Here is a 20,630-nt window from a genome sequence, read left to right as displayed (position 1 = left end):
GGGCAGACACGACATCCGCGACGGAAACACTGTCCACGGATACCGCTGGTTGGCGAGGTTTCGCTCACCGGCGTGTTTTGCGTTGCGGGCGTCGTAGGCAAGGATTTTGGCTGTGTTCGATAGTCTGAGCAATCGGCTTGGCGATGTTTTCGGGAAGCTCCGCGGTCGCGGTGCGCTGACCGAGGCCGACGTGCGCGCCGCGATGCGCGAAGTGCGAATCGCCTTGCTCGAAGCCGACGTCGCCCTGCCCGTCGTGCGCAGCTTTATCGATCAGGTCACGGACCTCGCGATCGGCGCCAATGTCCTGCGTTCGGTCACCCCGGGGCAACAGGTCGTCAAGATCGTCAGCGATGCGCTGACCGAAATGCTCGGCTCCGAAACCGCCGAACTCGACCTTGCCGTCACCCCGCCCGCGGTGATCATGATGGTCGGCCTGCAGGGCTCGGGCAAGACGACGACGACCGCGAAGATCGCGAAGCGGCTCAAGGAAAAAGAGCGCAAGAAGGTGCTGATGGCGTCGCTCGACGTCAATCGCCCCGCCGCGCAGGAACAGCTCGCCGTCCTCGGCACCCAGATCGACGTCGCGACCCTCCCGATCGTCGCCGGCCAGCAGCCGGTCGAGATCGCGCAGCGCGCGCTGCAGGCCGCGAAGCTCCAGGGCTATGACGTGCTGATGCTCGACACCGCGGGCCGCCTCCACGTCGACCAGCAGCTGATGGACGAGATGCAGGCGGTGTCGCGCACCGCCAATCCCGCCGAAACCCTGCTCGTCGTCGACAGCCTGACCGGTCAGGACGCGGTGCAGGTCGCGCAGCGCTTCACCGATCAGGTGCCGCTCACCGGCGTCGTCCTCACCCGCATGGACGGTGACGCGCGCGGTGGTGCCGCGCTCTCGATGCGCGCGGTCACCGGCAAGCCGATCAAGTTCGCGGGCACGGGCGAGAAACTCGACGGGCTCGAGCTGTTCCAGCCGTCGCGTATCGCGGGCCGCATCCTCGGCATGGGCGACGTCGTCAGCCTTGTCGAGCGCGCCGCCGAAACGATCCAGGCCGAAGAGGCCGAGGCGATGGCGGCGAAGATGGCCAAGGGCCAGTTCGACCTCAACGATCTTCGCACGCAGCTCAACCAGATGCGCCGCATGGGCGGCCTCGGTGCGCTCGCGGGGATGATCCCGGGCCTCAAAAAGGCGCAGGTCGCCGCGGCGCAGAGCGGCGCCGACGACAAGACGCTCGTTCATTTCGACGCGATCATGGGGTCGATGACCCCCAAGGAGCGCGCGAAGCCCGAAATTCTGACCGCGAAACGCAAGATCCGCATCGCCAACGGATCGGGCACCACGGTGCAGCAGGTCAACAAGGTGCTGAAAATGCACCAGGAAATGTCCAGCGCGATGAAGAAGATCCGCAAGATGGGCGGGCTCAAGGGCCTTGGCGCGCTGTTCGGCAAGGGCGGCGGCATCCCCGGAATGGGCGGAATGGGCGGCGGTGGTGGCCTCCCCGGTCTCGGTGGAGGCGGGTCGATCCCGCCCGAGCTCGCTAATTTGATGAATAAAAAGAAATAATCTGACCCGACTTTAAACGTTAAACTCTGAAGGAAAATATCATGGCTACCTCCATTCGCCTCGCTCGCGGCGGTTCTAAAAAGCGTCCCTATTACAAGATCGTCGTTGCCGATTCGCGCAGCCCGCGCGACGGCCGCTTCATCGAGCGTATCGGCAGCTACAACCCGCTGCTCGCCAAGGACAGCCCCGAGCGCGTGAAGCTCGACACCGAGCGCGCGAAGCACTGGCTCTCGGTCGGCGCGCAGCCGAGCGACCGCGTCGCCCGCTTCCTCGATGCCGCGGGCATCAAGGAACGCGCCGCGCGCAACAACCCGAACAAGGCGGTCCCGGGCGAAAAGGCCAAGGAACGCGCCGAAGAGAAGGCCGCGAAGCTGGCTGAAGCCGAAGAAGCCGCAGCCGCTGCTGCCGCCGCTCCGGCGCCGGAACCCGAAGCTGCTGAAGAAGCGGCTCCGGCTGAAGAAGCTGCCGCTGAAGACGTCGTGGCCGAAGAAGCCGCTGCTCCTGCCGCCGCTGAATCGGACGCAACCGGTTCGGTGAAGAGCGAAGACACCGCCGAAGCGGTTGCCGAAGCCGTCGCCGACGAAACCCCGGCCGATGCGACCGCCGAAGACGCGACCGCGATCGCCGAGGAAGTCGCCGAAGGCGGCCCGGTGGCTCCCGACGCCGAAGACGCGCCTGCTGAAGAAGCTGGCGAAGAAAAGGCCGAAGGCTAAGCCTTGGCCGACGCGAATCGCCCCGTCACCCTCGCCGCCATCGCCGGCGCGCATGGGGTGCGGGGCGAGGTGCGTCTCAAATTGTTCGGCGAAGGCGCGGAGGCTCTCCGCGCCTTTTCCGTTTTTGAGGCAGGGGGGCGCAAGCTGACCCTGAAGTCGGTGCGCCCCGCCAATCAGGGCGCGGTCGCGACCTTTGCCGAGGTTACCGACCGCAGCGGCGCCGAGGCGCTGCGCGGCACCTTGCTCACCGTCCCGCGCTCGGCACTGCCGCCCTTGGGCGAGGGCGAATATTATCATCACGACCTGCTCGGGCTGCCGTGCGTGTCGACCGACGGCCAAGCCATCGGCCATGTCGCCGCGGTCGAGAATTTCGGCGCGGGCGACATCCTCGAAATCGAGAAGTCGGCCGAGCCCGGCAAAAAGCCCGTGCGCTTCATGGTGCCGATGACTGCGCAGGCGGTACCGGCGTGGACCGACGACGGCGTCACCGTGAACGCGGCGTTCGTCGAGTAACCGCTCGCCCTAAAAGTCCGTTCGCCCTGAGCTTGTCGAAGGGCCGCTCTTCCTTTCTATGTCGGGGAAGGACTGTGCTTCGACAAGCTCAGCACGAACGGAGGTTTGGATGCGCTCAAAAATTGCTATTCTTCTGGCCATCGCGGTAGCGGCGCCGTTCCCGGCCGTCGCACAAGACCCCGCGCCCGAAACTCTCGACCAGCTCGCACCCGAAATCGACGCGCTCTTCGCGAAATATCGGACCGATCAACATATCCCCGGTATGGTCTACGGCGTCGTCAAGGACGGGAAGCTCGCCTATGTGAAGGGCATCGGCGTCCAGAATATCACCGACGAGCGCGCGGTCACCCCCGACAGCCTCTTCCGCATCGCCTCGATGACCAAGGCGTTCACCGCGCTGTCGATCCTCAAGCTGCGCGACGACGGCAAGCTTCGCCTCGACGATCTCGCCGAACAGCATATCCCCGAAATGAAAGGCTGGACCTATCCGACGAAGGACAGCCCGCGCATCCGTATACGTGACCTCCTCCAGCATGTCGGCGGCTTCGTCACCGACGATCCGTGGGGCGACCGGCAGCAGGTCTTGCCGCAGGCCGAATTCACGAAAATGGTCGCCGCGGGCATGCCCTTCAGCCGTGCGCCGCAGTCGGCTCACGAATATTCCAACTTCGGCTATGCGCTACTCGGCCGCGTCGTCGCCAATGCCTCGGGCATGGCCTATGCCGACTATGTCCGTCAGACGATCCTGACCCCGCTCGGCATGACGGCGAGCGGCTTCGACGCGCCGAAAGCGCCCAAAGTGCACTATGCGCTCGGCTATCGCTGGGAAAATGATCGCTGGTCGCCCGAGCCCGAAATGGCCGATGGCGCGTTCAACAGCATGGGCGGGCTGCAGGTCAGCGCCAACGACTATGCCAAATGGGTCGCCTTCCTGCTGTCGGCCTGGCCCGCGCGCGATGACGCGGATACCGGCCCGGTCAAGCGCGCGACGGTGCGCGAAATCGCGCAGGGTCTCAATTTCGTGTCCGTGACCAACCGGATCGGCGCGAGCGGCGCCACCGCGTGCAAGCAGGCGGCCGCCTATGGCATGGGCTGGCGCGTCGCGCAGGACTGCGACCTCGGGCTGACGCTCGCGCACGGCGGCGGCTATCCGGGCTATGGCAGCCATGTGATGCTGATGCCGGATCATGGCGTCGGCGTCTTCGCAATGGCGAACCGCACATATGCCGGACCTTCGGCGCCCGCGTGGGACGCGGCGGTCGCGATGGGCAAGGCTGGGTTGCTCGAAACGCGCGCCGTGCCGGTGTCGCCCGCCGTGGCGGAGGCTTATGCGGCGGCAAAAGCCGCTTATGCCGCGGGAAATCTCGGTCCGCTAGAAGGCAAGCTCGCGATGAATTTCCTGATGGACCGCTCGGCCGACAATTGGACGGCCGAACTTGCGGAGCTGAAGGAGGAGGTCGGCGAATGCCCGGCCGACGAGCCGCTCGCGCCGATCGGCGCGATGTCGACCGCCTTTCGGCTCGATTGCGCGAAAGGCAAGCTCGACGGGATCTTGCTGCTCGCGCCGACGACCCCGCCGACGGTTCAGGCGCTGCGCTTTCGCGTCGTGCCGCCCGAAGCGCGATAGTCTGGATCGGACCTTGAACGGGGCGGAGCCTTTGCAAGGGATCGCTCCGCCCCGTTCAGCCCTGGACCTTTGAGAGGGGGCAGGGAATCCTAATGCCCGCGTCGCCGCGAACGCGCGCCGCTGCGGGCGCGACGGGTGAAGAACACGTCCACGCCGGGCGCGTTCGCCGGGCCCATATATTCGCCCAGGCGGCGGAAGGGTTCGGTCAGCCATTTGATGGCACGGGTGATATCTGCGCTGAAACGGTTGTGACCTTCGTTCCAGCCGCGCATGAAATGCTCGTCTTGCATCGTAAGTCTCCTTCGCTGGTGCAGCCCAGATGCGCCTTTCCGCACCCCGCCGCCAACAAAAGGCGTAGACCACTATATAAGCTATGCTTATAAGGTAGCATGCCCAAGCTGCCTCCCCTTGCCGCGGTACGAACCTTTGAAGCCGCCGGGCGCCTCGAGAATTTCTCACGCGCCGCCGAAGAGCTCGGGATGACGCAGGCGGCGGTCAGCTATCAGGTCCGTCAATTGGAGGACCGGCTCGGCCGCGCGCTCTTCGTGCGCGAGAAGGGGCGTGTGCGCCTTTCCGAAACGGGCCAGCGGCTGCTCCCCGCGATCTCGGGCGCCTTCGCCGCGATGGGTGACGCCTTCGCCGCGCTCACAAGCGACGAGGCCGATGTGCTGACGATCAACGCGGTGACGAGTTTCGGCGGCACCTGGCTCAGCGCGCGCATCGGCAGCTTCCAGCTCCTCTACCCCGAACTCGCGGTCCGCATGTCGATGAGCAACCAGCTGATCGATTTCGACGCCTCGAACGTCGACGTCGCGATCCGGATCGGGAAGGGGCCGTGGCCGGGACTGCGCAGCGACTTCCTGATGCGCCAGAATGTCGCGCCGCTCGCTTCGCCCGCGTTCATCGAGAAGCATGGCATCAGCGAGCCCGCCGACCTGCTGCGCGTTCAGCGGCTGGCGCCGAACGACAGCTGGTGGGCCGACTGGTTCGCCGCCGCCGGGGTCGCGACCCCGCCGGCGCCCTCGCGCCGGGGGATCGAACTCGACAGCCAGCTTCAGGAAGCGAGCGCGGTGCAGGCGGGTTTCGGCGTCGCGATGTTGACGCCGCTGTTCTGGCACGTCGAACTCGCGAGCGGGCGCATGGTCCAGCCGTTCGACACGCTCCACGTCTCTGACTTCGCCATGTGGCTCGTCCACCGCGACAACCGCGTCGGGGTGCGCAAGATCGAACGCTTCCGCGAATGGCTGCACGCCGAGCTCGCCAAGGATCGCCACCTGCTCCCCGAGGCGCTATGGGAGCCGCTGCCATGACCTTCACCGCCGTCCCCCTGACGCTCTATCCCGACATGTTCCCCGGCCCGCTCGGGCACAGCATGGCGGGGCGCGCGCTGGAAAGCGGGACTTGGGCCTGCGCGCCGGTACAGATCCGCGATTTCGCGACCGACAAGCACCGCACCGTCGACGATACGCCCGCGGGCGGCGGCGCGGGAATGGTGCTCAAGGCCGATGTCCTCGGGGCCGCGATCGACCATGCGGCGGCGGCGCATCCTGACCTGCCGATCCTTGCCATGACGCCCCGCGGCGCGCCGATCACGCAGGCCCGGATACGCGAACTGGCGGCAGGGCCCGGCGCGATCATCCTCTGCGGCCGGTTCGAGGGATTCGACGAGCGGATCTTCGACGCGCGCCCGATCGAGCAAATCTCGATGGGCGATATCATCCTGTCGGGCGGCGAGATGGGCGCGCTCCTGCTGCTCGACGCTTGCATTCGGCTGATTCCCGGCGTAATGGGCGCGGCTTCAAGCGGGGACGACGAATCGTTCGAAAACGGTTTGCTCGAGTATCCGCACTATACCCGACCCGTAGAATGGGAAGGGCGCACGATCCCCGAAGTGCTGCGATCGGGGGATCATGCGAAGATCGCGGCCTGGCGGAAACAACAGGCACAAGATCATACACGGTTACGCAGGCCGGACCTTTGGGAGCGTCATGTCGATGCTCGGGACCGACCTGCCTCTGGCGCGCGGCGAAAAGAAGAGGACTAGAGGACATGAACCTCATCCAGACGATCGAAGCCGAAGAAATTGCCAAAGCGGCAAAGACCATTCCGACCTTCCGCCCCGGCGACACGCTGAAAGTCGGCGTGAAGGTGGTCGAAGGCGAACGCACCCGCGTCCAGAATTTCGAAGGCGTGTGCATCGCACGCTCGAACAAGGGCATGGGCTCCAACTTCACCGTGCGCAAGATGTCGTTCGGCGAAGGTGTCGAGCGCGTGTTCCCGCTCTATTCGCCCAACATCGACAGCATTACCGTCATCCGCAAGGGCGCCGTGCGTCGTGCGAAGCTTTACTATCTTCGCGGCCGCACTGGTAAATCGGCACGTATTGCGGAGCGCCGCGATTACCGGTCGGAAGCCGGCGAAGGCTAAGGAGAGCTTCTCTCACCCAAAGCCGAAACAGCTTTCAAAAACGACCGGTTCCGCCAACAGGCAGAGCCGGTCGTTTTCTTTTGGGCAAAGCGAATTTGATGCAGAAGTCCGTCTTCCCGTTTCAGCCGACGCGGCGCGCCTTTCTGGGCGCGGTGCTTGCTTTCGGTGTGTCGGGCGAGGCGATGGCGCTCACCAACTCGCAGCGCCTTGTCCGCGCGGCGCGGCGCCAGGTCGGTGTGACGCTGCGTTATGACCCCGCCTACAGCGTCCTCCGTTTCCCGAACGGTGACGTCGAGCGCGCAAAAGGTGTGTGCACCGATGTCGTGATCCGTGCCTTCCGCGACGCGCTGGGCGTCGATCTGCAGGCCCTTGTAAATGCCGACATGCGTACCAATTTCGGGGCCTATCCGAAGAATTGGGGGCTGGGGCGCCCCGATCGCAATATCGACCATCGCCGTGTGCCCAATCTTGTGACCTATTGGCGGCGGCAGGGGGCTTCACTGCCCGTCACCGACGATCCCGCCGACTGGCGGCCGGGCGACATCTTTACCCAGATGGTCGACGGGCGGATGCCCCACACCGGCATCGTGTCCGACCGCAAGGACACCACCGGCGTGCCGCTCGTCCTTCACAATATCGGCGCGGGCACGCGCGAGGAGGATGCGCTGTTCGACCACCCGCTGACCGGCCATTTCCGCTGGAAGGTCTGATAAAGTTTCAACCGAATATTTGCACTGAGGAGTGAGTTAATGGGTTATCGTATCGTTGTCGCCGGAGCCACGGGCAATGTCGGGCGCGAAGTGCTCGCCATTCTCGCCGAGCGCGAATTCCCGATCGACGAACTGGCGGTCGTTGCCTCGTCGCGCAGCCAGGGACTCGACATCGAAATCGGTGACACCGGCCGCACCGCGAAATGCCAGAACATCGACAATTTCGACTGGGCCGGCTGGGACATGGCGATTTTCGCGATCGGCAGCGACGCGACCGCGATTCACGCGCCGAAAGCCGCCGCAGCGGGCTGCGTCGTGATCGACAACTCGTCGCTCTATCGCATGGACCCCGACGTGCCGCTGATCGTGCCCGAGGTAAACCCCGAGGCGATCGACGGCTATAAAAAGCGCAACATCATCGCAAACCCCAATTGCTCGACCGCGCAGATGGTCGTCGCGCTGAAGCCGCTCCACGATGCCGCCAAGATCAAGCGCGTCGTCGTCTCGACCTATCAGTCGGTGTCGGGCGCGGGCAAGGCGGGCATGGACGAGCTCTGGAACCAGACGCGCCAGATCTTCGTCGGCGACGAAAAGGACGTGCAGAAGTTCACCAAGCAGATCGCCTTCAACGTCATCCCGCACATCGACAAGTTCCTCGACGATGGTTCGACCAAGGAGGAATGGAAGATGGTCGTCGAGACGAAGAAGATCCTCGATCCCAAGATCAAGGTCACCGCGACCTGCGTCCGCGTGCCGGTGTTCGTCGGCCATTCGGAGGCGATCAACGTCGAGATGGAAAATGAGCTGTCGGCCGAGGATGCCCAGCGCATCCTGCGCGAGGCGCCGGGCGTCGTGCTCCACGACAAGCGCGAGGACGGCGGTTACATCACCCCTGTCGAATGCGTCGGCGATTTCGCGACCTTCGTGTCGCGCGTGCGCGAGGATCCGACGATCGATAACGGCCTCAACCTGTGGTGCGTTTCCGACAACCTCCGCAAGGGCGCGGCGCTGAACGCGGTGCAGATCGCCGAACTGCTCGGCCGCCGGCATCTGAAGAAGGGCTGACCCAGGGAATTCCGTTCGTGTCGAGCGCAGTCGAGACACCGATCGTCGATGTACGCCCCTCACGGCATCTCGACTTCGCTCGATGCGAACGGATAGGAGGGGCAGATGACCAGTCCCTATGCCTTCACCCACGCCCTATGCCGCGCCCCTGCCCCTTCGGCGGTCAAGGGCATCCGCGCCGACGGCGGCCCCGATCCCGATTTCTACGGCCTCGTCGCCGAGCATGAGGCCTATGTCGCGACGCTCCGCGACCTCGGGCTTGCGGTCGAAGTCCTCGAACCGCTCGATGACTTTCCCGACGCATTCTTCACCGAGGATGTCGCGCTGACTTTTCCCGAGGGCGCGATCCTGCTCCGCCCCGGCGCGCCGAGCCGCGCGGGCGAGGTGGATCATATTCGCGAACCGCTCGCGGCACGGCACAGCCGCCTCCTCGAAATGACTGGCCCCGGCTATGCCGACGGCGGCGACATTTTGCGTCTCGCCGACCGCGTGATCATCGGCCTCTCCGCGCGCACCGACCGCACCGGCGCCGAGGAACTCGCCGCCCTGCTTGGCCAGCTTGGCTACCCGGCGCAGATCGCCGAAACGCCGCCCGGCGTGCTCCACTTCAAGACCGGCTGCGGCTTGATCGATCAAGGCACGATCCTCGCCGTCCCCGCACTCGCGGACTGCCCGGAGTTCGCCGGGCTGGAGGTCGTGACGACCCCGCCCGGCGAAGAGCCCGCGGCGAACATCCTGCGCATCGGCGATACCGTCCTCATCGGCGACCGCTGGCCCGCGACGCACGCCTTGCTCGCTGCGCGCGGTATCGCGATCCGCACGCTCCCGACCGAGCAGATCGCGCATATCGACGCAGGGCTCAGCTGCATGTCGCTGCGCTGGTAAAGGCTTCGAAAATCGCTGTCCTACAATGTCTTGCTGCATTAGGTCGTCGGTATGATGCCAGCCCCGGCCTTCTGCCCGATACATGCATTCGCGAGTGAAGTTAGGCAGTTTTCCGCCACTTCCGCTTCGACGGATTTCGGTCGATGACGGGGAGCTCGCGGCATTCCAAAACGCAAAAACGCCTTCTCGGCCTGCTCCTCGCGCTGCTCCTCCTCGCGCAGATCGACCAGCCCAATCCCGAGATCGCGCTCCTCCAGCATATCCCGACGATGCTGCTGATCGTCGCCTCGCCCTGGCTGCTGCGCCGCTGGCCGCTGTCGACCGCTTCGGTCGCGTGCATTGTGGCGTTCATGGCGCTCCACACGCTTGGCGGCCGCTATGCCTACAGCAATGTGCCCTATGACGATTGGGCCCGGGCGGTGACGGGCACCGGCCTCTCCGACGCCTTCGGCTGGACGCGCAACCATTATGACCGTCTCGTTCATTTCGCCTTCGGCGCGCTTTCGGCGATCCCGGTTGCCGAAAGCGCGCGGCGCTGGGGCGGTCTCGGCCCGCGCGGTGCGACGCTCACCGTGCTCGGATGGGTGCTCGCCGTCTCGGCGCTTTACGAAGTCTTCGAATGGCTGCTCACCATCGTCGCGGCGGGCGAGACCGCCGACCGCTATAATGGCCAGCAGGGCGACATTTGGGACGCGCAAAAGGATATGGCGCTTGCGGCGCTGGGTGCGATATTGGTGCTCGCGATCCCGCACCGCGACAGGAGATAGACATGCGCAAGTTCATAATTCTCGCGATGATCGGCGTGCTCGCCGCGTGCAAACCCGCCGCTGACAAGGCGCCGGCCGAGGCCGACGCCGTGCCGGTGGCGCCGCGGGTGCCCGAGGCAAAGGCCGATGGCCCGAACGCGGCAACCACCGCCGTCAGCCTCGACGGCGAGGGATTGCGCTTCGTCGACCAGACCAGCGGCAAGACCAGCCTGCTCGCCTTCGGCGTCCCGCGCGCGCAGGCGGAGGCCGCACTCGCCAATGTCGCGGGCAAGGAAGACGACCGCAGCACCAACGCCGAATGCGGCGCGGGGACGATGGAATTCACCCGCTACGACGCGATGACGCTCAATTTCCAGGACGGCAAATTCGCCGGCTGGTTTCTGGGCAACGAACCGGGCGCCGCGACCTATTCGACGATGAGCGGGATCGGCATCGGCACGACCCGTGCCAAGGCATCCGAATCGGTGACGATCGTCGATCTCGAGGACAGCACCCTGGGCGAGGAATTCAGCATCGGCACCGGCGACAATGTCATCGGCGGCATGTTCGCCGCCCCCGGAGATGCGGCGAAGATCGACGCGCTGTTCGCGGGCACCAACTGTTTCTTCCGCTGACGGCAGGACGGATCGCTGCCGAACTATTCGGTATGTTGCCGGACATCCGCCGTTAAAATTCGACAATGATCCGGATTCTGTCGGCGCTTATGCCGATGGCGCGTGCGATCTGTTCGCGGCCGCGGTCGATCAGGTCCTGCATCCCCTCGGGCGTGGCCTCGCCTAGCAGGTCGGAGGTCTCGACGCCGAGTATCTTCGCAAGCGCCGCCATCCGGTTAGGCTTCGGGCGGGCCCGGCCCTTTTCCCAGCCCAGAACCGAAGCCGCGCCGACGCGCATGCGTTTGGCAACCTCGGCCCGCTCAAGCTTCGCTTCGATGCGAAGTCGCTGCAGGCGATCGCCAAAAGATTCGCCGTTCGTCGATTCGGTGTTTTCTTTTTGAACGGCGGGCGCCGTGTCGGTGACGCTCTTCAGTTCCACGGCACTCAGCGTTGCACGCGATACAGGGCCTTCGAATCGGCAGCCGAAATGCCGTCCGCTGGCCCAGATGACGATGGCCGTTATGTCGCCAGCATGCGGAAGCTCGATTTCGATTCTGTCGCCGGTCGCGAGCTTGATGTCGCTTTCGAACAGCAAGCCCGATCCCGATATATTATGGATTCGGACATCGATTCCCGTGCCGTCATGCCGCGCGCCCTTGGCGAGGAGGCTAAGTTTTCGGCGTCCGTCTTGCCGCCTGTCAGCGCCGGGTACCAAGGGAAGAAAATATCCGGAAATGGCCATAAGGATTTGTTGGGGCGAGCTTGTTAAAAGATCGTTAGCGAGGACTAGGAAAGATGGGCGCGGGCCCCGAATGCCGCATCAGCGCGGCAGGGGGCTGTCGCGGCGGCCGGTTTTCAGTCGGGACGGTCGTAAGCGACACCGCCGATGCCCGCCGTAGTCACGGCTAATGGCCCATATCCGCCGCCGACGCCTTCGGCCCGCCCGGCTTCGGCGGGCGGAGCAGCAGCACCAGTGGCACCGACGCCAGCGTGACCCACATCATCAACCAGAAATCGTCGATATAGGCGACCATCGCCGCCTGCCGGTTGATCTCGGCGTTGACCATCGCCATCGCCGTATCGCCCGCGATGCCGAAGCGGTCGGCGGTCGAGGGGTCGAGCAGGCCGACCGAGCTGTTGGTGACATGTGCCGCCAGATCCTCATGACTAGTCTGGATATTGGCGCCGAGCAGAGTGGTGACCACCGAAATGCCGACCGAGGCGCCGATGCTGCGCAAGAGATTGAGCAGGCTCGACCCGTCGGTGCGGTGCTGCGGCGCGATCGTCGCGAACGCCATGGTATTCAGCGGAATGAAGATCAGGCCCATGCCGAGTCCCTGCACCAGCCCGCTGACGATCACCGGCTGCATCCCCATTGCGAGCGACCAGTGGCTCATCTGCCAAAGCGAGTAAGCGGCGATCAGCAGGCCCGTCCCGACCAGCCAGCGCGCGTCGATCCTGCCCAGCAATTGCCCCGCAACCCACATGCTCATCAAGATGCCGACCCCGCGCAGCGCGAGGACGATCCCGGTGTCGATCACCGGCCAGCCGAACAGATTCTGCAGCATCGGCGGTAGGAGCGCCATCGACGCGAACATCACGACGCCGATCACGACCATGAAGCCCATCGCGGTGACGAGGTTGCGGTCGGCGAGCATCGTGCGGTTGAACAGGGGCGCGCGCGCGGTGACCATATGGATCAGGAACATCCACATACAGGCGATCGCGACCCCCAGTTCGATCCAGATTTCGAGGCTGTCGAACCAGTCGAGATGCGCGCCGCGATCGAGCATCAACTGGAGCGATGCGAGCCCGAGCGCGAGCATCGAGAAGCCGAACAGGTCGAAGCGGCGATTGTTTCGCCTGGTGGAGGGGAGCAGCGCCCACATCATCGCAAGCGTGACGAGACCGACCGGCAGGTTGACATAGAAGACCCAGCGCCAGTTGACGCTCTCGGTCAGCCAGCCGCCGAGCACGGGGCCCAGGATCGGCCCGATCATGATTCCCATGCCCCAGATCGACATCGCGCGCGCGTGGCGCTCGGGCGGGTTGATGTCGAGCATCACCGACTGCGACAGCGGCCCGATGAAGGCCGCGAAAATCCCCTGCATAAAGCGGAAGGCGACCATCTGTTCGAGCGTTTGCGCCGCGCCGCACGCCATCGACGCGACGATGAAGCCCGCGACCGCGCCGAGGAACAGTTCGCGCCGCCCGATACGGTCGGCGAGCCAGCCGGTGATCGGCATCGCGATCGCCGACGCGAGGATATAGCTGGTCAGCACCCAGGTCACCGTCTCGCTGGTCGCGCCGAGCGCCGACTGCATATGCGGGATCGCGACGTTGGCGATCGTCGTGTCGAGGATCTGCATGATCGAGGCGCCCATCACCGCGACGGTCAGCAGCCCGCGATAGCGCACGCGTTCGTGCAGCGGGATAGACTCGTCGTCAGGGAGTGCCGCGGCGGCCGGCCGGCGGGGGAGGGCGTTGCTCGCCACGGGGCCTTACTTCGTAAACACCCGGACGTCGGCCGACAGGCCGGCGATCATGTCGCGCGCGGGCTTTTCGTCGAAAGCGATCCGCACCGGCACGCGCTGCGTCACCTTGACCCAGTTCCCCGTGGCATTCTGTGCGGGGAGCACCGAAAATTCGCTGCCGGTGCCTGCGCCGATCGTCAGCACATGGCCGCGCACCTTTAGCCCCGGATAGGCGTCGAAGCTGATCTCGGCGCGCTGACCGACGCGCATGTCGGCGAGGTCGGTTTCCTTGAAATTGGCCTCGACCCACGGATGCGCGGTGTCGACGAGCGTCACTGCGGGAAGCCCGGCGACCATCATCTGTCCGACCTGCAACCGGTCCGACTGCGCGATCCGGCCGGCGCTCGGGGCGCGGACGGTGGTGCGGCTAAGGTTGACCTCGGCCTGCGAGCGCTGGACGCGCGCCGCTTCGACCTGCGGGTTGATCCCGCTGGAGGGGCCGCCGGCGAGCTTGGTGCGCGCTTCGGCGGCGGCGGCTTCGGCCTGGCGGACGCTTTCGCGGGCTTGGCTCAGCGCGTGGCGCGCCGCGTCATAAGCTGCCTTGGTCGTGAAGCCCTTTTCCATCAATGCCGCCTGACGCTGGAAGGTGACTTCGGCGAATTTGACGTCTTCGCGCGCCGCGGCGATGTCGATGCTCGACGTGTTCGCGCTCGCCGACAGATTGCCAACCTCGACCTTGGCGGCGTCGATCGCCGCGGTCGCCTGCGCGACGCTGAGCGCATAGGGTTCGCCGTCGATGCGGAACAGCAGCTGGCCCTTCGCGACCTGCTGGCCGTCGCGCACCGCGACCTCGGTGATCCGCCCGCCGACTTCGGCGGCGACCGACACCTTGTCCATCTGGACATAGGCATTGTCGGTCGACACCGATCCGCCGCTCGTCAGCCACCAGACGGCCCCGCCTGCGACCAGCAATGCGGGCAGGCCGAACATCAACAGGCGCGTGCGCCAGCTCGCCTTGGGGGCGGCTTCCGACGCGGGCGCCGGCGCGGGCAGGGGATCGGCCTTGGGTGCGGCCTTGGGCGACGCGGCATTTTCGGCTTTGGGCCGGGATGGCGAGAGCTGATCCATCAAATTGTCTCTTTTTCTTTTTGGCAGATGCGGCGGGAGAGATTGGCGCGAACGCGTTCGACAAGGTCGGCAAGCTGAACGGTCTCGGCAGCGGAGAGCCCCTCGACTGCTTCGGCGGTCAGCGCATCGGCGGTGGCGCGAACGCCGTTCAGCAATTCGGCGGCGCGCGGCGTAAGGTAGAGCTGCCACGCGCGGCGGTCGGCGGGATCGGCGCGGCGTTCGACCAGCTCGGCCTCGACCAGTCGATCGATCATCCGCGACAGGGTGATCGGCTCGACCTCGATCAGTTCGGCAAGCGGACCCTGGTGGATACCCTCGTGGCGTTTGAGGTAAGTGATCAGCCGCCATTGCAGCGCCGTGATCCCGCTTTCCTTGGTGCGCGCGTTGAACGCGCGCCGGAACAGGCGCGCGGTGTCATTCAGCAGGAATCCGATCGTTTCACTCATGTCATAAGATATAATAGCAATTGCTATTATATTCAACAGCGGTGCGGGATTGCCAACAGTCTCGAATATGGTGTAAATTTTCTTTACACTGCTTGCGTGGGGCATGTTTTTGGGCAGGATGTGGGGATGACTTTTACCGCCGACCTTTTCTGGTCCTTTCGCTCGCCGTACAGCTATCTGGCGATCGGTCGCTATCGCGCGCTCGCCGCGAGCCATGACGTGACGATCAACCTGCGTCCCGTCTATCCGCTCGCGGTGCGCCAACCCGATTTCTTCGAGCGCAACCATCCCAACTGGCTGAGCTATACGATGCGCGACATGATCCGCGTTGCGCAGTTCCACGGCATCCCCTTTGGCCCGCCGCGCCCCGACCCGATCGTCCAGAACATCATGACGCGCGAGATCGCGGCCGAGCAGCCCTATATCTATCGCCTGACGCGCATGGGGCAGGCGGCGGCGCGGCGCGGCAAGGGCGTCGCATTCGCGCATGAGGTCGGGCAGCTGATCTGGGGCGGCGCGCAGGACTGGCATCTGGGCGAGCATCTGGCGGGAGCGGCGAAACGCGCCGGACTCGACCTCGCCGAACTCGACGCCGAGGCCGCGAGCGAAGCCGAGGCGCTCGACACCGAAATCGCCGCCAACCAGGTCGCGCTCGAAATCGCGGGTCATTGGGGCGTGCCGACGCTGGTCGTCGATGGCGAACCCTTTTTCGGGCAGGACCGGATCGAAATGGCGAAGTGGCGGATGGAGCAAAAGGGGTTGCGTCCCCGCTGATCGGTGCTTGCCGAACCGGGCGCGAAGCGGGCATAGCGCGGCGCATGACGAGCGAACCCCGATTTTTCGAAGCGCGCGACGGCGTGCGGCTGGCGTGGCGCGAGACCGGCGACGGCGCACCCATCATCCTGCTCCACGGGCTCTTCTCGAACGCCGAGGTCAACTGGATCAAGTTCGGCACCGCGGCGCGCGTCGCCGCCGAAGGCTATCGCGTGATCATGCCCGACCTGCGCGTCCATGGGTCGAGCGATGCGCCGCACGAGGAGGAATTTTATCCACCCGACGTGCTGGTGCATGATCTGGAAGATCTGGTCGCGCATCTTGGCCTTGGCGATTTCGACCTTGGCGGCTTCTCGCTCGGGGCACGGACGAGCGCGCGCGCGGTCGTTGCGGGGATGAGGCCGCGCGGGCTGATCCTCGGCGGGATGGGGCTCGCGGGGCTGGCGGGCTGGCAGCGGCGCGGTCGCTTCTTCAAGCGCGTGATCGCCGAATATGAAAGCGCGAAGCGCGGCGACGATACCTGGCTGTCGATCCAGTTCATGAAAACGATGAAGGTCGATCGCATCGCGGCGGGGCACCTGCTCGACAGTTTCACCGACACGACCCCCGACATGCTCGCGGCGCTGACGATGCCGACGCTTGTCGTCAGCGGCGAGCAGGACCGGGACAATGGTTCGGCCGAAGAACTGGTCGCGGTGCTGCCCGACGCGCGGCTCGCGACAATTCCGGGGACGCATATGTCGAGCGTGACCGAGCCCGCGCTGGGCGAGGCGATCGCGGCTTTCCTGACGGCTTGACCCTGCGCCCGACGCGCGCCAAGCTGCCCGCATCGCGCCAGAGAGCGCTGTCAGAACAATCCAGAGGACGCACCCATGAAAGCCATGATTTCGACGCTGTCGCTTGCCCTGTCGCTCGCGGTGGCGACCCCCGCCTTTGCGCAAACCGCCCCGGCCGCCGCCCCCACTGCCGCCCCCCCCACTGCCGCCGACGCCGATGCGTTCATCGCCGGGGTCGAGAAGGACCTGTTCGACTATACGGTCGAGGCAAGCCAGGTGAACTGGGTCAATTCGACCTATATTACCGAGGATACCGACGCGATGGCCGCGCGGATCAACGCGGTCGGCACCGAAAAGTCGGTCAAATATGCGCTCGAAGCCGCGAAATATAAGGACGTCGCGGGGCTCAGCGCCGACACCAAGCGCAAGCTCGACATTTTGCGCACCGGCATCGTGTTGCCCGCACCGACGACGCCGGGCGCCGCGACCGAGCTCAACACGATCGCGACCGACCTGCAGTCGCAATACGGCAAAGGCCGGGGCACGCTGAACGGCAAGGAAATCTCGGGATCGGACATCGAGGCCGAGATGGGCAACCTTCAGAATACGCCCGCGCAGTTCGCCGAAATGTGGACGAGCTGGCACGACAAGGTCGGCGCGCCGATGAAGGACGACTATGCCAAGATGGTCGGCATCGCGAACGAAGGCGCGAAGGAGCTGGGCTTCGCCGACACCGGCGCGATGTGGCGCTCGGGTTACGACATGCCGCCCGAGGAATTCGCCAAGCTGACCGAAAAGATCTGGCAGGACATGAAGCCGCTCTATGTGGCGCTCCACACCTATGTCCGCTGGAAACTCAACGAAAAATATGGCGATGCGGTGCAGCCCAAGACCGGCCCGATCCGCGCCGACCTGCTCGGCAATATGTGGGCGCAGGAATGGGGCAATATCTACCCGCTCGTCGCGCCCGCAGGGACCGGCGACCTCGGCTATGACATCGGCGACCTGCTCACCGCGCAGGGCAAGGCCCCGCTCGACATGGTCAAGGCGGGCGAGAATTTCTATTCGTCGCTGGGCATGGCGCCGCTGCCCGACACCTTCTGGAAGCGCAGCCAGTTCCTGAAACCCGCCGACCGCGAAGTCGTCTGCCACGCCTCGGCATGGGATATCGATAACAAGGACGATATCCGCATCAAGATGTGCATCAAGGTGAACGCCGACGATTTCATCACGATCCACCACGAGCTCGGCCACAATTATTACCAGCGCGCCTATAACAAGCAACCGTTCCTCTATCTCAACGGCGCGAACGACGGCTTCCACGAGGCGATCGGCGATTTCGTCGCGCTGTCGATCACCCCGCAATATCTCGTCGACATCGGCCTGCTCGACAAGGCGAAGGTGCCGAGCGCCGACAAGGACATCGGGCTGCTCTTGCGGCAGGCGATGGACAAGGTCGCCTTCCTGCCCTTCGGCCTGCTCATCGATCGCTGGCGCTGGGGCGTCTTCGACGGTTCGATCCAGCCCGTCGATTACAACAAAAAATGGACCGAAATGCGGACCCAATATCAGGGCATCGTCCCGCCGGGCGAGCGACCCGCGAACGCGTTCGACGCGGGCGCGAAGTTCCACATCCCCGGCAACACGCCCTACACGCGCTATTTCCTCGCGCGCGTTCTGCAGTTCCAATTCTATCAGGCGGCGTGCAAGCAGGCCGGGTGGAAGGGGCCGCTCCACCGCTGTTCCTTCTATGGCAACAAGGAGGTCGGCGCGAAGCTCAATGCGATGCTCGAAATGGGCGCGTCGAAGCCTTGGCCCGACGCGCTGCAGGCCTTCACCGGCAGCCGCGAGATGTCGGGCAAGGCAATGGCCGATTATTTCGCGCCGCTGAAGACGTGGCTCGACGCGCAGAACAAGGGCAAGCCGCAGGGCTGGTAAGCCGGGCGTAGCAGCAGAAAGCAGAAAGGCCGGGGTGGCGACGCCCCGGTCTTTTTCATTGTGCCTCGACCGACTGTTTGAAGCGCGCGAGCTGCGCCGTCGCCGCCGCGGCGTGCGGGCCGATCCAGCGGTCGTGGATGTCCTGGATCGGCATCGCGTTGAGATGGTTCCAGCGCTCGCGGCCGCGGCGTTCGGCGATGACGAGGCCGGCCTCCTCCAGCACTTTCAGATGCTGCATCACCGTGCAGCGGTCGATGTCGGCGAAATGGCGGCACAGCGCACCCGTGGTCAGCGGCTGGTCCTTCAGATCGTCGAGAATCTGACGCCGGACGGGCGAGGCGAGCGCCTTGAAGGTTGTGTCGAACTGGTCGTGAATTGACATGTTATAGAAATATAACATAATGAAAGGCGACTCAAGCGGAGAGTGGATATGGAACTGAAATTCAGGGTCGCGGCGCGGATCGCGAAGCCGGTGCATGAGGTTTTCGAGGCGGTCGCCGACCCCGCGAAACTGTCGAATTACTTCACGACGGGTGGCGCCAAGGGGCGGCTCGAGACTGGCGCAACGGTCGAGTGGGATTTCCACGATTTCCCAGGCGCCTTCCCCGTCTATGTGATCGAGGTCGTCGCGGACGAGAAGATCGTGCTCGAATGGCAGGCAAGCGAGGGTGAGGCACATAATGTCGAGGGCAGCGAGCCGAAGGATGCCGACTATCGCACGCGCGTGACGATGACTTTCAAGGGATTGGACGACGGTCGCACGCTGATCGAGATCGCCGAGGAAGGCTGGCGCGAGAATCAGGGCGCGCTCAGTGCCTCCTACGGCAATTGCCAGGGCTGGTCGCAGATGCTCTGCGCGCTGAAGGCGTGGACCGAGTATGGGATCAACCTGCGCGAGGGCATGTACAAGTAGCTACTCCGGCAGTTCGAAACGCAGCGGGCGCGAACCGATCGGGGCGCCGGTGTTGGCATCGACCACCACCGGCCGAACCACCTTGCCCGTCGCGGCGTCGAGGTGGCGGCTGAGCGCGCCCGCGCCATTATATTTGCGCCCCCATGCGCCGATCGCCAGCAGGATCGGCAGGAAATCGCGCCCCGCGTCGGTGAGCAGATATTCGTCGCGCGGCGGGCGCTGGCTGTAGCGGCTTTTCTCGATCAGGCCCGCATCGGCGAGCGCGGCTAGGCGCCGCGACAATATATTCGGCGCGATGCTCAGGCTGGTGCGGAGCTGCTCGTAACGCGTCAGTCCGCGCTCGATATCGCGCAAAATCAGCATGCTCCAGCGGTCGCCGACGCGCATCAGCCCGCGGTCGACGGGGCAGGTGCCCAAGATTTCTTTTTCGTCGGTCATTGAAGTCATATGAGGTAGTAACTATCATTTTGCAAGTGACCCGTTCCCGGGCCGCCTGCAAGGAGCATGTAAGATGACTATCCCCACTGGAACGGCCCTCATCACCGGCGCTTCGACCGGCCTTGGCGCCGTCTATGCCGACCGCCTCGCCAAGCGCGGCCACGACCTGATCCTCGTCGCACGCAACGGTGCGCAGATGGAGGAACTCGCCGCGAAGCTGCGCGCCGATGCCGGCGTGACGGTCGATGTGATCGCCGCCGATCTGACCAATAGCGACGACGTTAGCCGCATCGAACAGCGGTTGGCGGACGACGCGAGCATCACATTGTTCGTCAATAATGCCGGCATGTCGCTGAACGGCGGCACGCTGGAGAATAGCGCCGCCGACATCGAGCGCATCATCGCGCTCAACATCACCGCCGCGGCGCGGCTCGCGATCGCCGCGGGCAAGGCGTTCGGCGCGCGCGGCAAGGGCGCGATCGTCAATATCGCCTCGGTCCTCGCGCTTGCTCCCGAGATGTACGAAGGCGTGTACAGCGGATCGAAGGCATTCCTGCTGAACCTCAGCCTCGCGATCGCGAACAGCGTCCGCGAACAGGGCGTTGTCGTACAGGCGGTGCTGCCCGGCGCGACGCGTACCGAAATCTGGGAACGTTCGGGCAAGGACATCGACGCCTTCCCCGCCGAGATGGTGATGGACGCGGGCGACCTTGTCGACGCGGCCCTGCTCGGGCTCGACCGCGGCGAGGAGGTGACGATCCCGCCGCTCGCCGACGAAAGCCAGTGGAGGGATTATCAGGCGGCGCGGCTCGCGATGGGACCGGGGTTGTCGCGGCGCGATGTGGCCGGTCGTTATCGGGCCAGCGAAGCCGTTTGACCGTC

Annotated in this window: 23 protein-coding genes and 1 pseudogene; 17 read left to right on the top strand and 7 right to left on the bottom strand. The window is 65.1% G+C overall.

The annotated features are described in order from the left end of the window. Positions 1 to 112: 112 nt before the first annotated feature. The 4 genes and pseudogenes from ffh to VSX79_RS15405 all read left to right on the top strand — a co-directional run bounded on the left by ffh (position 113) and on the right by VSX79_RS15405 (position 4,414). Positions 113 to 1,561 (top strand): signal recognition particle protein, encoded by a 1,449-nt coding sequence (gene ffh / locus VSX79_RS15420; protein ID WP_326913789.1) that lies wholly within the window; start codon positions 113 to 115, stop codon positions 1,559 to 1,561. A 41-nt stretch (positions 1,562 to 1,602) separates the two neighbouring features. Continuing rightward, positions 1,603 to 2,055: pseudogene (rpsP, locus tag VSX79_RS15415) on the top strand (30S ribosomal protein S16); the annotation flags it as partial. A 222-nt stretch (positions 2,056 to 2,277) separates the two neighbouring features. Further along, positions 2,278 to 2,787, top strand: coding sequence for a ribosome maturation factor RimM (gene rimM / locus VSX79_RS15410; protein ID WP_179493884.1), 510 nt, complete (start codon positions 2,278 to 2,280; stop codon positions 2,785 to 2,787). 109 nt (positions 2,788 to 2,896) lie between these two features. After that, the gene (locus VSX79_RS15405) at positions 2,897 to 4,414 is read left to right on the top strand and encodes a serine hydrolase domain-containing protein (protein WP_326913788.1); all 1,518 of its coding nucleotides are present in this window, start codon (positions 2,897 to 2,899) and stop codon (positions 4,412 to 4,414) included. 89 nt (positions 4,415 to 4,503) lie between these two features. Here the strand turns inward: VSX79_RS15405 and VSX79_RS15400 are convergent, their stop codons facing one another. Beyond that, complete coding sequence (locus VSX79_RS15400) at positions 4,504 to 4,704, bottom strand: hypothetical protein (RefSeq protein ID WP_179493888.1); 201 nt, start codon at positions 4,702 to 4,704, stop codon at positions 4,504 to 4,506. A 99-nt stretch (positions 4,705 to 4,803) separates the two neighbouring features. Here VSX79_RS15400 and VSX79_RS15395 point away from each other — a divergent pair, with 99 nt between their 5' ends. The 8 genes from VSX79_RS15395 to VSX79_RS15360 all read left to right on the top strand — a co-directional run bounded on the left by VSX79_RS15395 (position 4,804) and on the right by VSX79_RS15360 (position 10,882). Continuing rightward, positions 4,804 to 5,724 (top strand): LysR substrate-binding domain-containing protein, encoded by a 921-nt coding sequence (locus tag VSX79_RS15395; protein WP_326913787.1) that lies wholly within the window; start codon positions 4,804 to 4,806, stop codon positions 5,722 to 5,724. After that, the gene (trmD, locus tag VSX79_RS15390) at positions 5,721 to 6,458 is read left to right on the top strand and encodes a tRNA (guanosine(37)-N1)-methyltransferase TrmD (RefSeq protein WP_326913786.1); all 738 of its coding nucleotides are present in this window, start codon (positions 5,721 to 5,723) and stop codon (positions 6,456 to 6,458) included. Before VSX79_RS15395 ends, trmD begins: the two co-directional genes overlap by 4 nt. A 5-nt stretch (positions 6,459 to 6,463) precedes the next feature. After that, entirely contained in the window at positions 6,464 to 6,841 is a 378-nt protein-coding gene (gene rplS / locus VSX79_RS15385; protein WP_058816170.1) for a 50S ribosomal protein L19, read from the top strand. A 98-nt stretch (positions 6,842 to 6,939) separates the two neighbouring features. After that, on the top strand, positions 6,940 to 7,551 hold the full coding sequence (locus VSX79_RS15380; protein ID WP_326913785.1) for a DUF1287 domain-containing protein: 612 nt from the start codon (positions 6,940 to 6,942) through the stop codon (positions 7,549 to 7,551). Positions 7,552 to 7,590: 39 nt separating this feature from the next. Continuing rightward, complete coding sequence (locus VSX79_RS15375) at positions 7,591 to 8,616, top strand: aspartate-semialdehyde dehydrogenase (protein WP_179493897.1); 1,026 nt, start codon at positions 7,591 to 7,593, stop codon at positions 8,614 to 8,616. A gap of 105 nt (positions 8,617 to 8,721) precedes the next feature. Further along, the gene (locus VSX79_RS15370) at positions 8,722 to 9,501 is read left to right on the top strand and encodes a dimethylarginine dimethylaminohydrolase family protein (protein ID WP_326913784.1); all 780 of its coding nucleotides are present in this window, start codon (positions 8,722 to 8,724) and stop codon (positions 9,499 to 9,501) included. Between the two features lie 143 nt (positions 9,502 to 9,644). After that, a complete protein-coding gene (locus VSX79_RS15365) occupies positions 9,645 to 10,268 on the top strand; it encodes a DUF2238 domain-containing protein (protein ID WP_326913783.1) in 624 nt (207 codons plus the stop codon). Between the two features lie 2 nt (positions 10,269 to 10,270). Then, on the top strand, positions 10,271 to 10,882 hold the full coding sequence (locus VSX79_RS15360; RefSeq protein WP_179493903.1) for a hypothetical protein: 612 nt from the start codon (positions 10,271 to 10,273) through the stop codon (positions 10,880 to 10,882). Positions 10,883 to 10,934: 52 nt separating this feature from the next. On the opposite strand, the gene VSX79_RS15355 is transcribed toward VSX79_RS15360, so the two are convergent. The 4 genes from VSX79_RS15355 to VSX79_RS15340 all read right to left on the bottom strand — a co-directional run bounded on the left by VSX79_RS15355 (position 10,935) and on the right by VSX79_RS15340 (position 14,909). Then, complete coding sequence (locus VSX79_RS15355; protein WP_179493905.1) at positions 10,935 to 11,603, bottom strand: helix-turn-helix domain-containing protein; 669 nt, start codon at positions 11,601 to 11,603, stop codon at positions 10,935 to 10,937. A gap of 163 nt (positions 11,604 to 11,766) precedes the next feature. Then, positions 11,767 to 13,356 carry a DHA2 family efflux MFS transporter permease subunit gene (locus VSX79_RS15350; protein WP_179493907.1) on the bottom strand — a complete coding sequence of 530 codons (1,590 nt, stop codon included), beginning with the start codon at positions 13,354 to 13,356 and terminating at the stop codon, positions 11,767 to 11,769. 6 nt (positions 13,357 to 13,362) lie between these two features. Then, positions 13,363 to 14,463 (bottom strand): HlyD family secretion protein, encoded by a 1,101-nt coding sequence (locus VSX79_RS15345; protein ID WP_179493909.1) that lies wholly within the window; start codon positions 14,461 to 14,463, stop codon positions 13,363 to 13,365. Continuing rightward, positions 14,463 to 14,909: a MarR family winged helix-turn-helix transcriptional regulator gene (locus VSX79_RS15340; RefSeq protein ID WP_179493911.1), complete on the bottom strand. Its 447-nt coding sequence runs from the start codon at positions 14,907 to 14,909 to the stop codon at positions 14,463 to 14,465. The genes VSX79_RS15345 and VSX79_RS15340 overlap by 1 nt, the downstream gene beginning before the upstream one ends. Positions 14,910 to 15,035: 126 nt before the next feature. Here VSX79_RS15340 and VSX79_RS15335 point away from each other — a divergent pair, with 126 nt between their 5' ends. The 3 genes from VSX79_RS15335 to VSX79_RS15325 all read left to right on the top strand — a co-directional run bounded on the left by VSX79_RS15335 (position 15,036) and on the right by VSX79_RS15325 (position 18,397). Then, positions 15,036 to 15,683, top strand: coding sequence for a 2-hydroxychromene-2-carboxylate isomerase (locus tag VSX79_RS15335; RefSeq protein WP_179493913.1), 648 nt, complete (start codon positions 15,036 to 15,038; stop codon positions 15,681 to 15,683). A 44-nt stretch (positions 15,684 to 15,727) separates the two neighbouring features. Next, entirely contained in the window at positions 15,728 to 16,480 is a 753-nt protein-coding gene (locus tag VSX79_RS15330) for an alpha/beta fold hydrolase (RefSeq protein ID WP_179493915.1), read from the top strand. 75 nt (positions 16,481 to 16,555) lie between these two features. Continuing rightward, positions 16,556 to 18,397 (top strand): M2 family metallopeptidase, encoded by a 1,842-nt coding sequence (locus VSX79_RS15325; protein WP_179493917.1) that lies wholly within the window; start codon positions 16,556 to 16,558, stop codon positions 18,395 to 18,397. Positions 18,398 to 18,452: 55 nt separating this feature from the next. On the opposite strand, the gene VSX79_RS15320 is transcribed toward VSX79_RS15325, so the two are convergent. Continuing rightward, positions 18,453 to 18,779, bottom strand: coding sequence for an ArsR/SmtB family transcription factor (locus VSX79_RS15320; RefSeq protein ID WP_326913782.1), 327 nt, complete (start codon positions 18,777 to 18,779; stop codon positions 18,453 to 18,455). A 48-nt stretch (positions 18,780 to 18,827) separates the two neighbouring features. Between VSX79_RS15320 and VSX79_RS15315 the strand changes: the two genes are divergently transcribed. Beyond that, positions 18,828 to 19,310: an SRPBCC family protein gene (locus VSX79_RS15315; protein ID WP_179493921.1), complete on the top strand. Its 483-nt coding sequence runs from the start codon at positions 18,828 to 18,830 to the stop codon at positions 19,308 to 19,310. On the opposite strand, the gene VSX79_RS15310 is transcribed toward VSX79_RS15315, so the two are convergent. After that, positions 19,311 to 19,748 (bottom strand): winged helix-turn-helix transcriptional regulator, encoded by a 438-nt coding sequence (locus VSX79_RS15310; RefSeq protein ID WP_326913781.1) that lies wholly within the window; start codon positions 19,746 to 19,748, stop codon positions 19,311 to 19,313. It lies immediately after the preceding gene. 73 nt (positions 19,749 to 19,821) lie between these two features. Here VSX79_RS15310 and VSX79_RS15305 point away from each other — a divergent pair, with 73 nt between their 5' ends. After that, on the top strand, positions 19,822 to 20,625 hold the full coding sequence (locus tag VSX79_RS15305) for an SDR family NAD(P)-dependent oxidoreductase (RefSeq protein ID WP_326913780.1): 804 nt from the start codon (positions 19,822 to 19,824) through the stop codon (positions 20,623 to 20,625). Positions 20,626 to 20,630: the final 5 nt, after the last annotated feature.

Source organism: Sphingopyxis chilensis, from assembly GCF_035930445.1.
GTDB classification, from domain to species: Bacteria; Pseudomonadota; Alphaproteobacteria; order Sphingomonadales; family Sphingomonadaceae; genus Sphingopyxis; species Sphingopyxis chilensis.
Note: the sequence above shows the minus strand (reverse complement) of the source record. Positions and strands in the feature narration are given on the sequence as shown.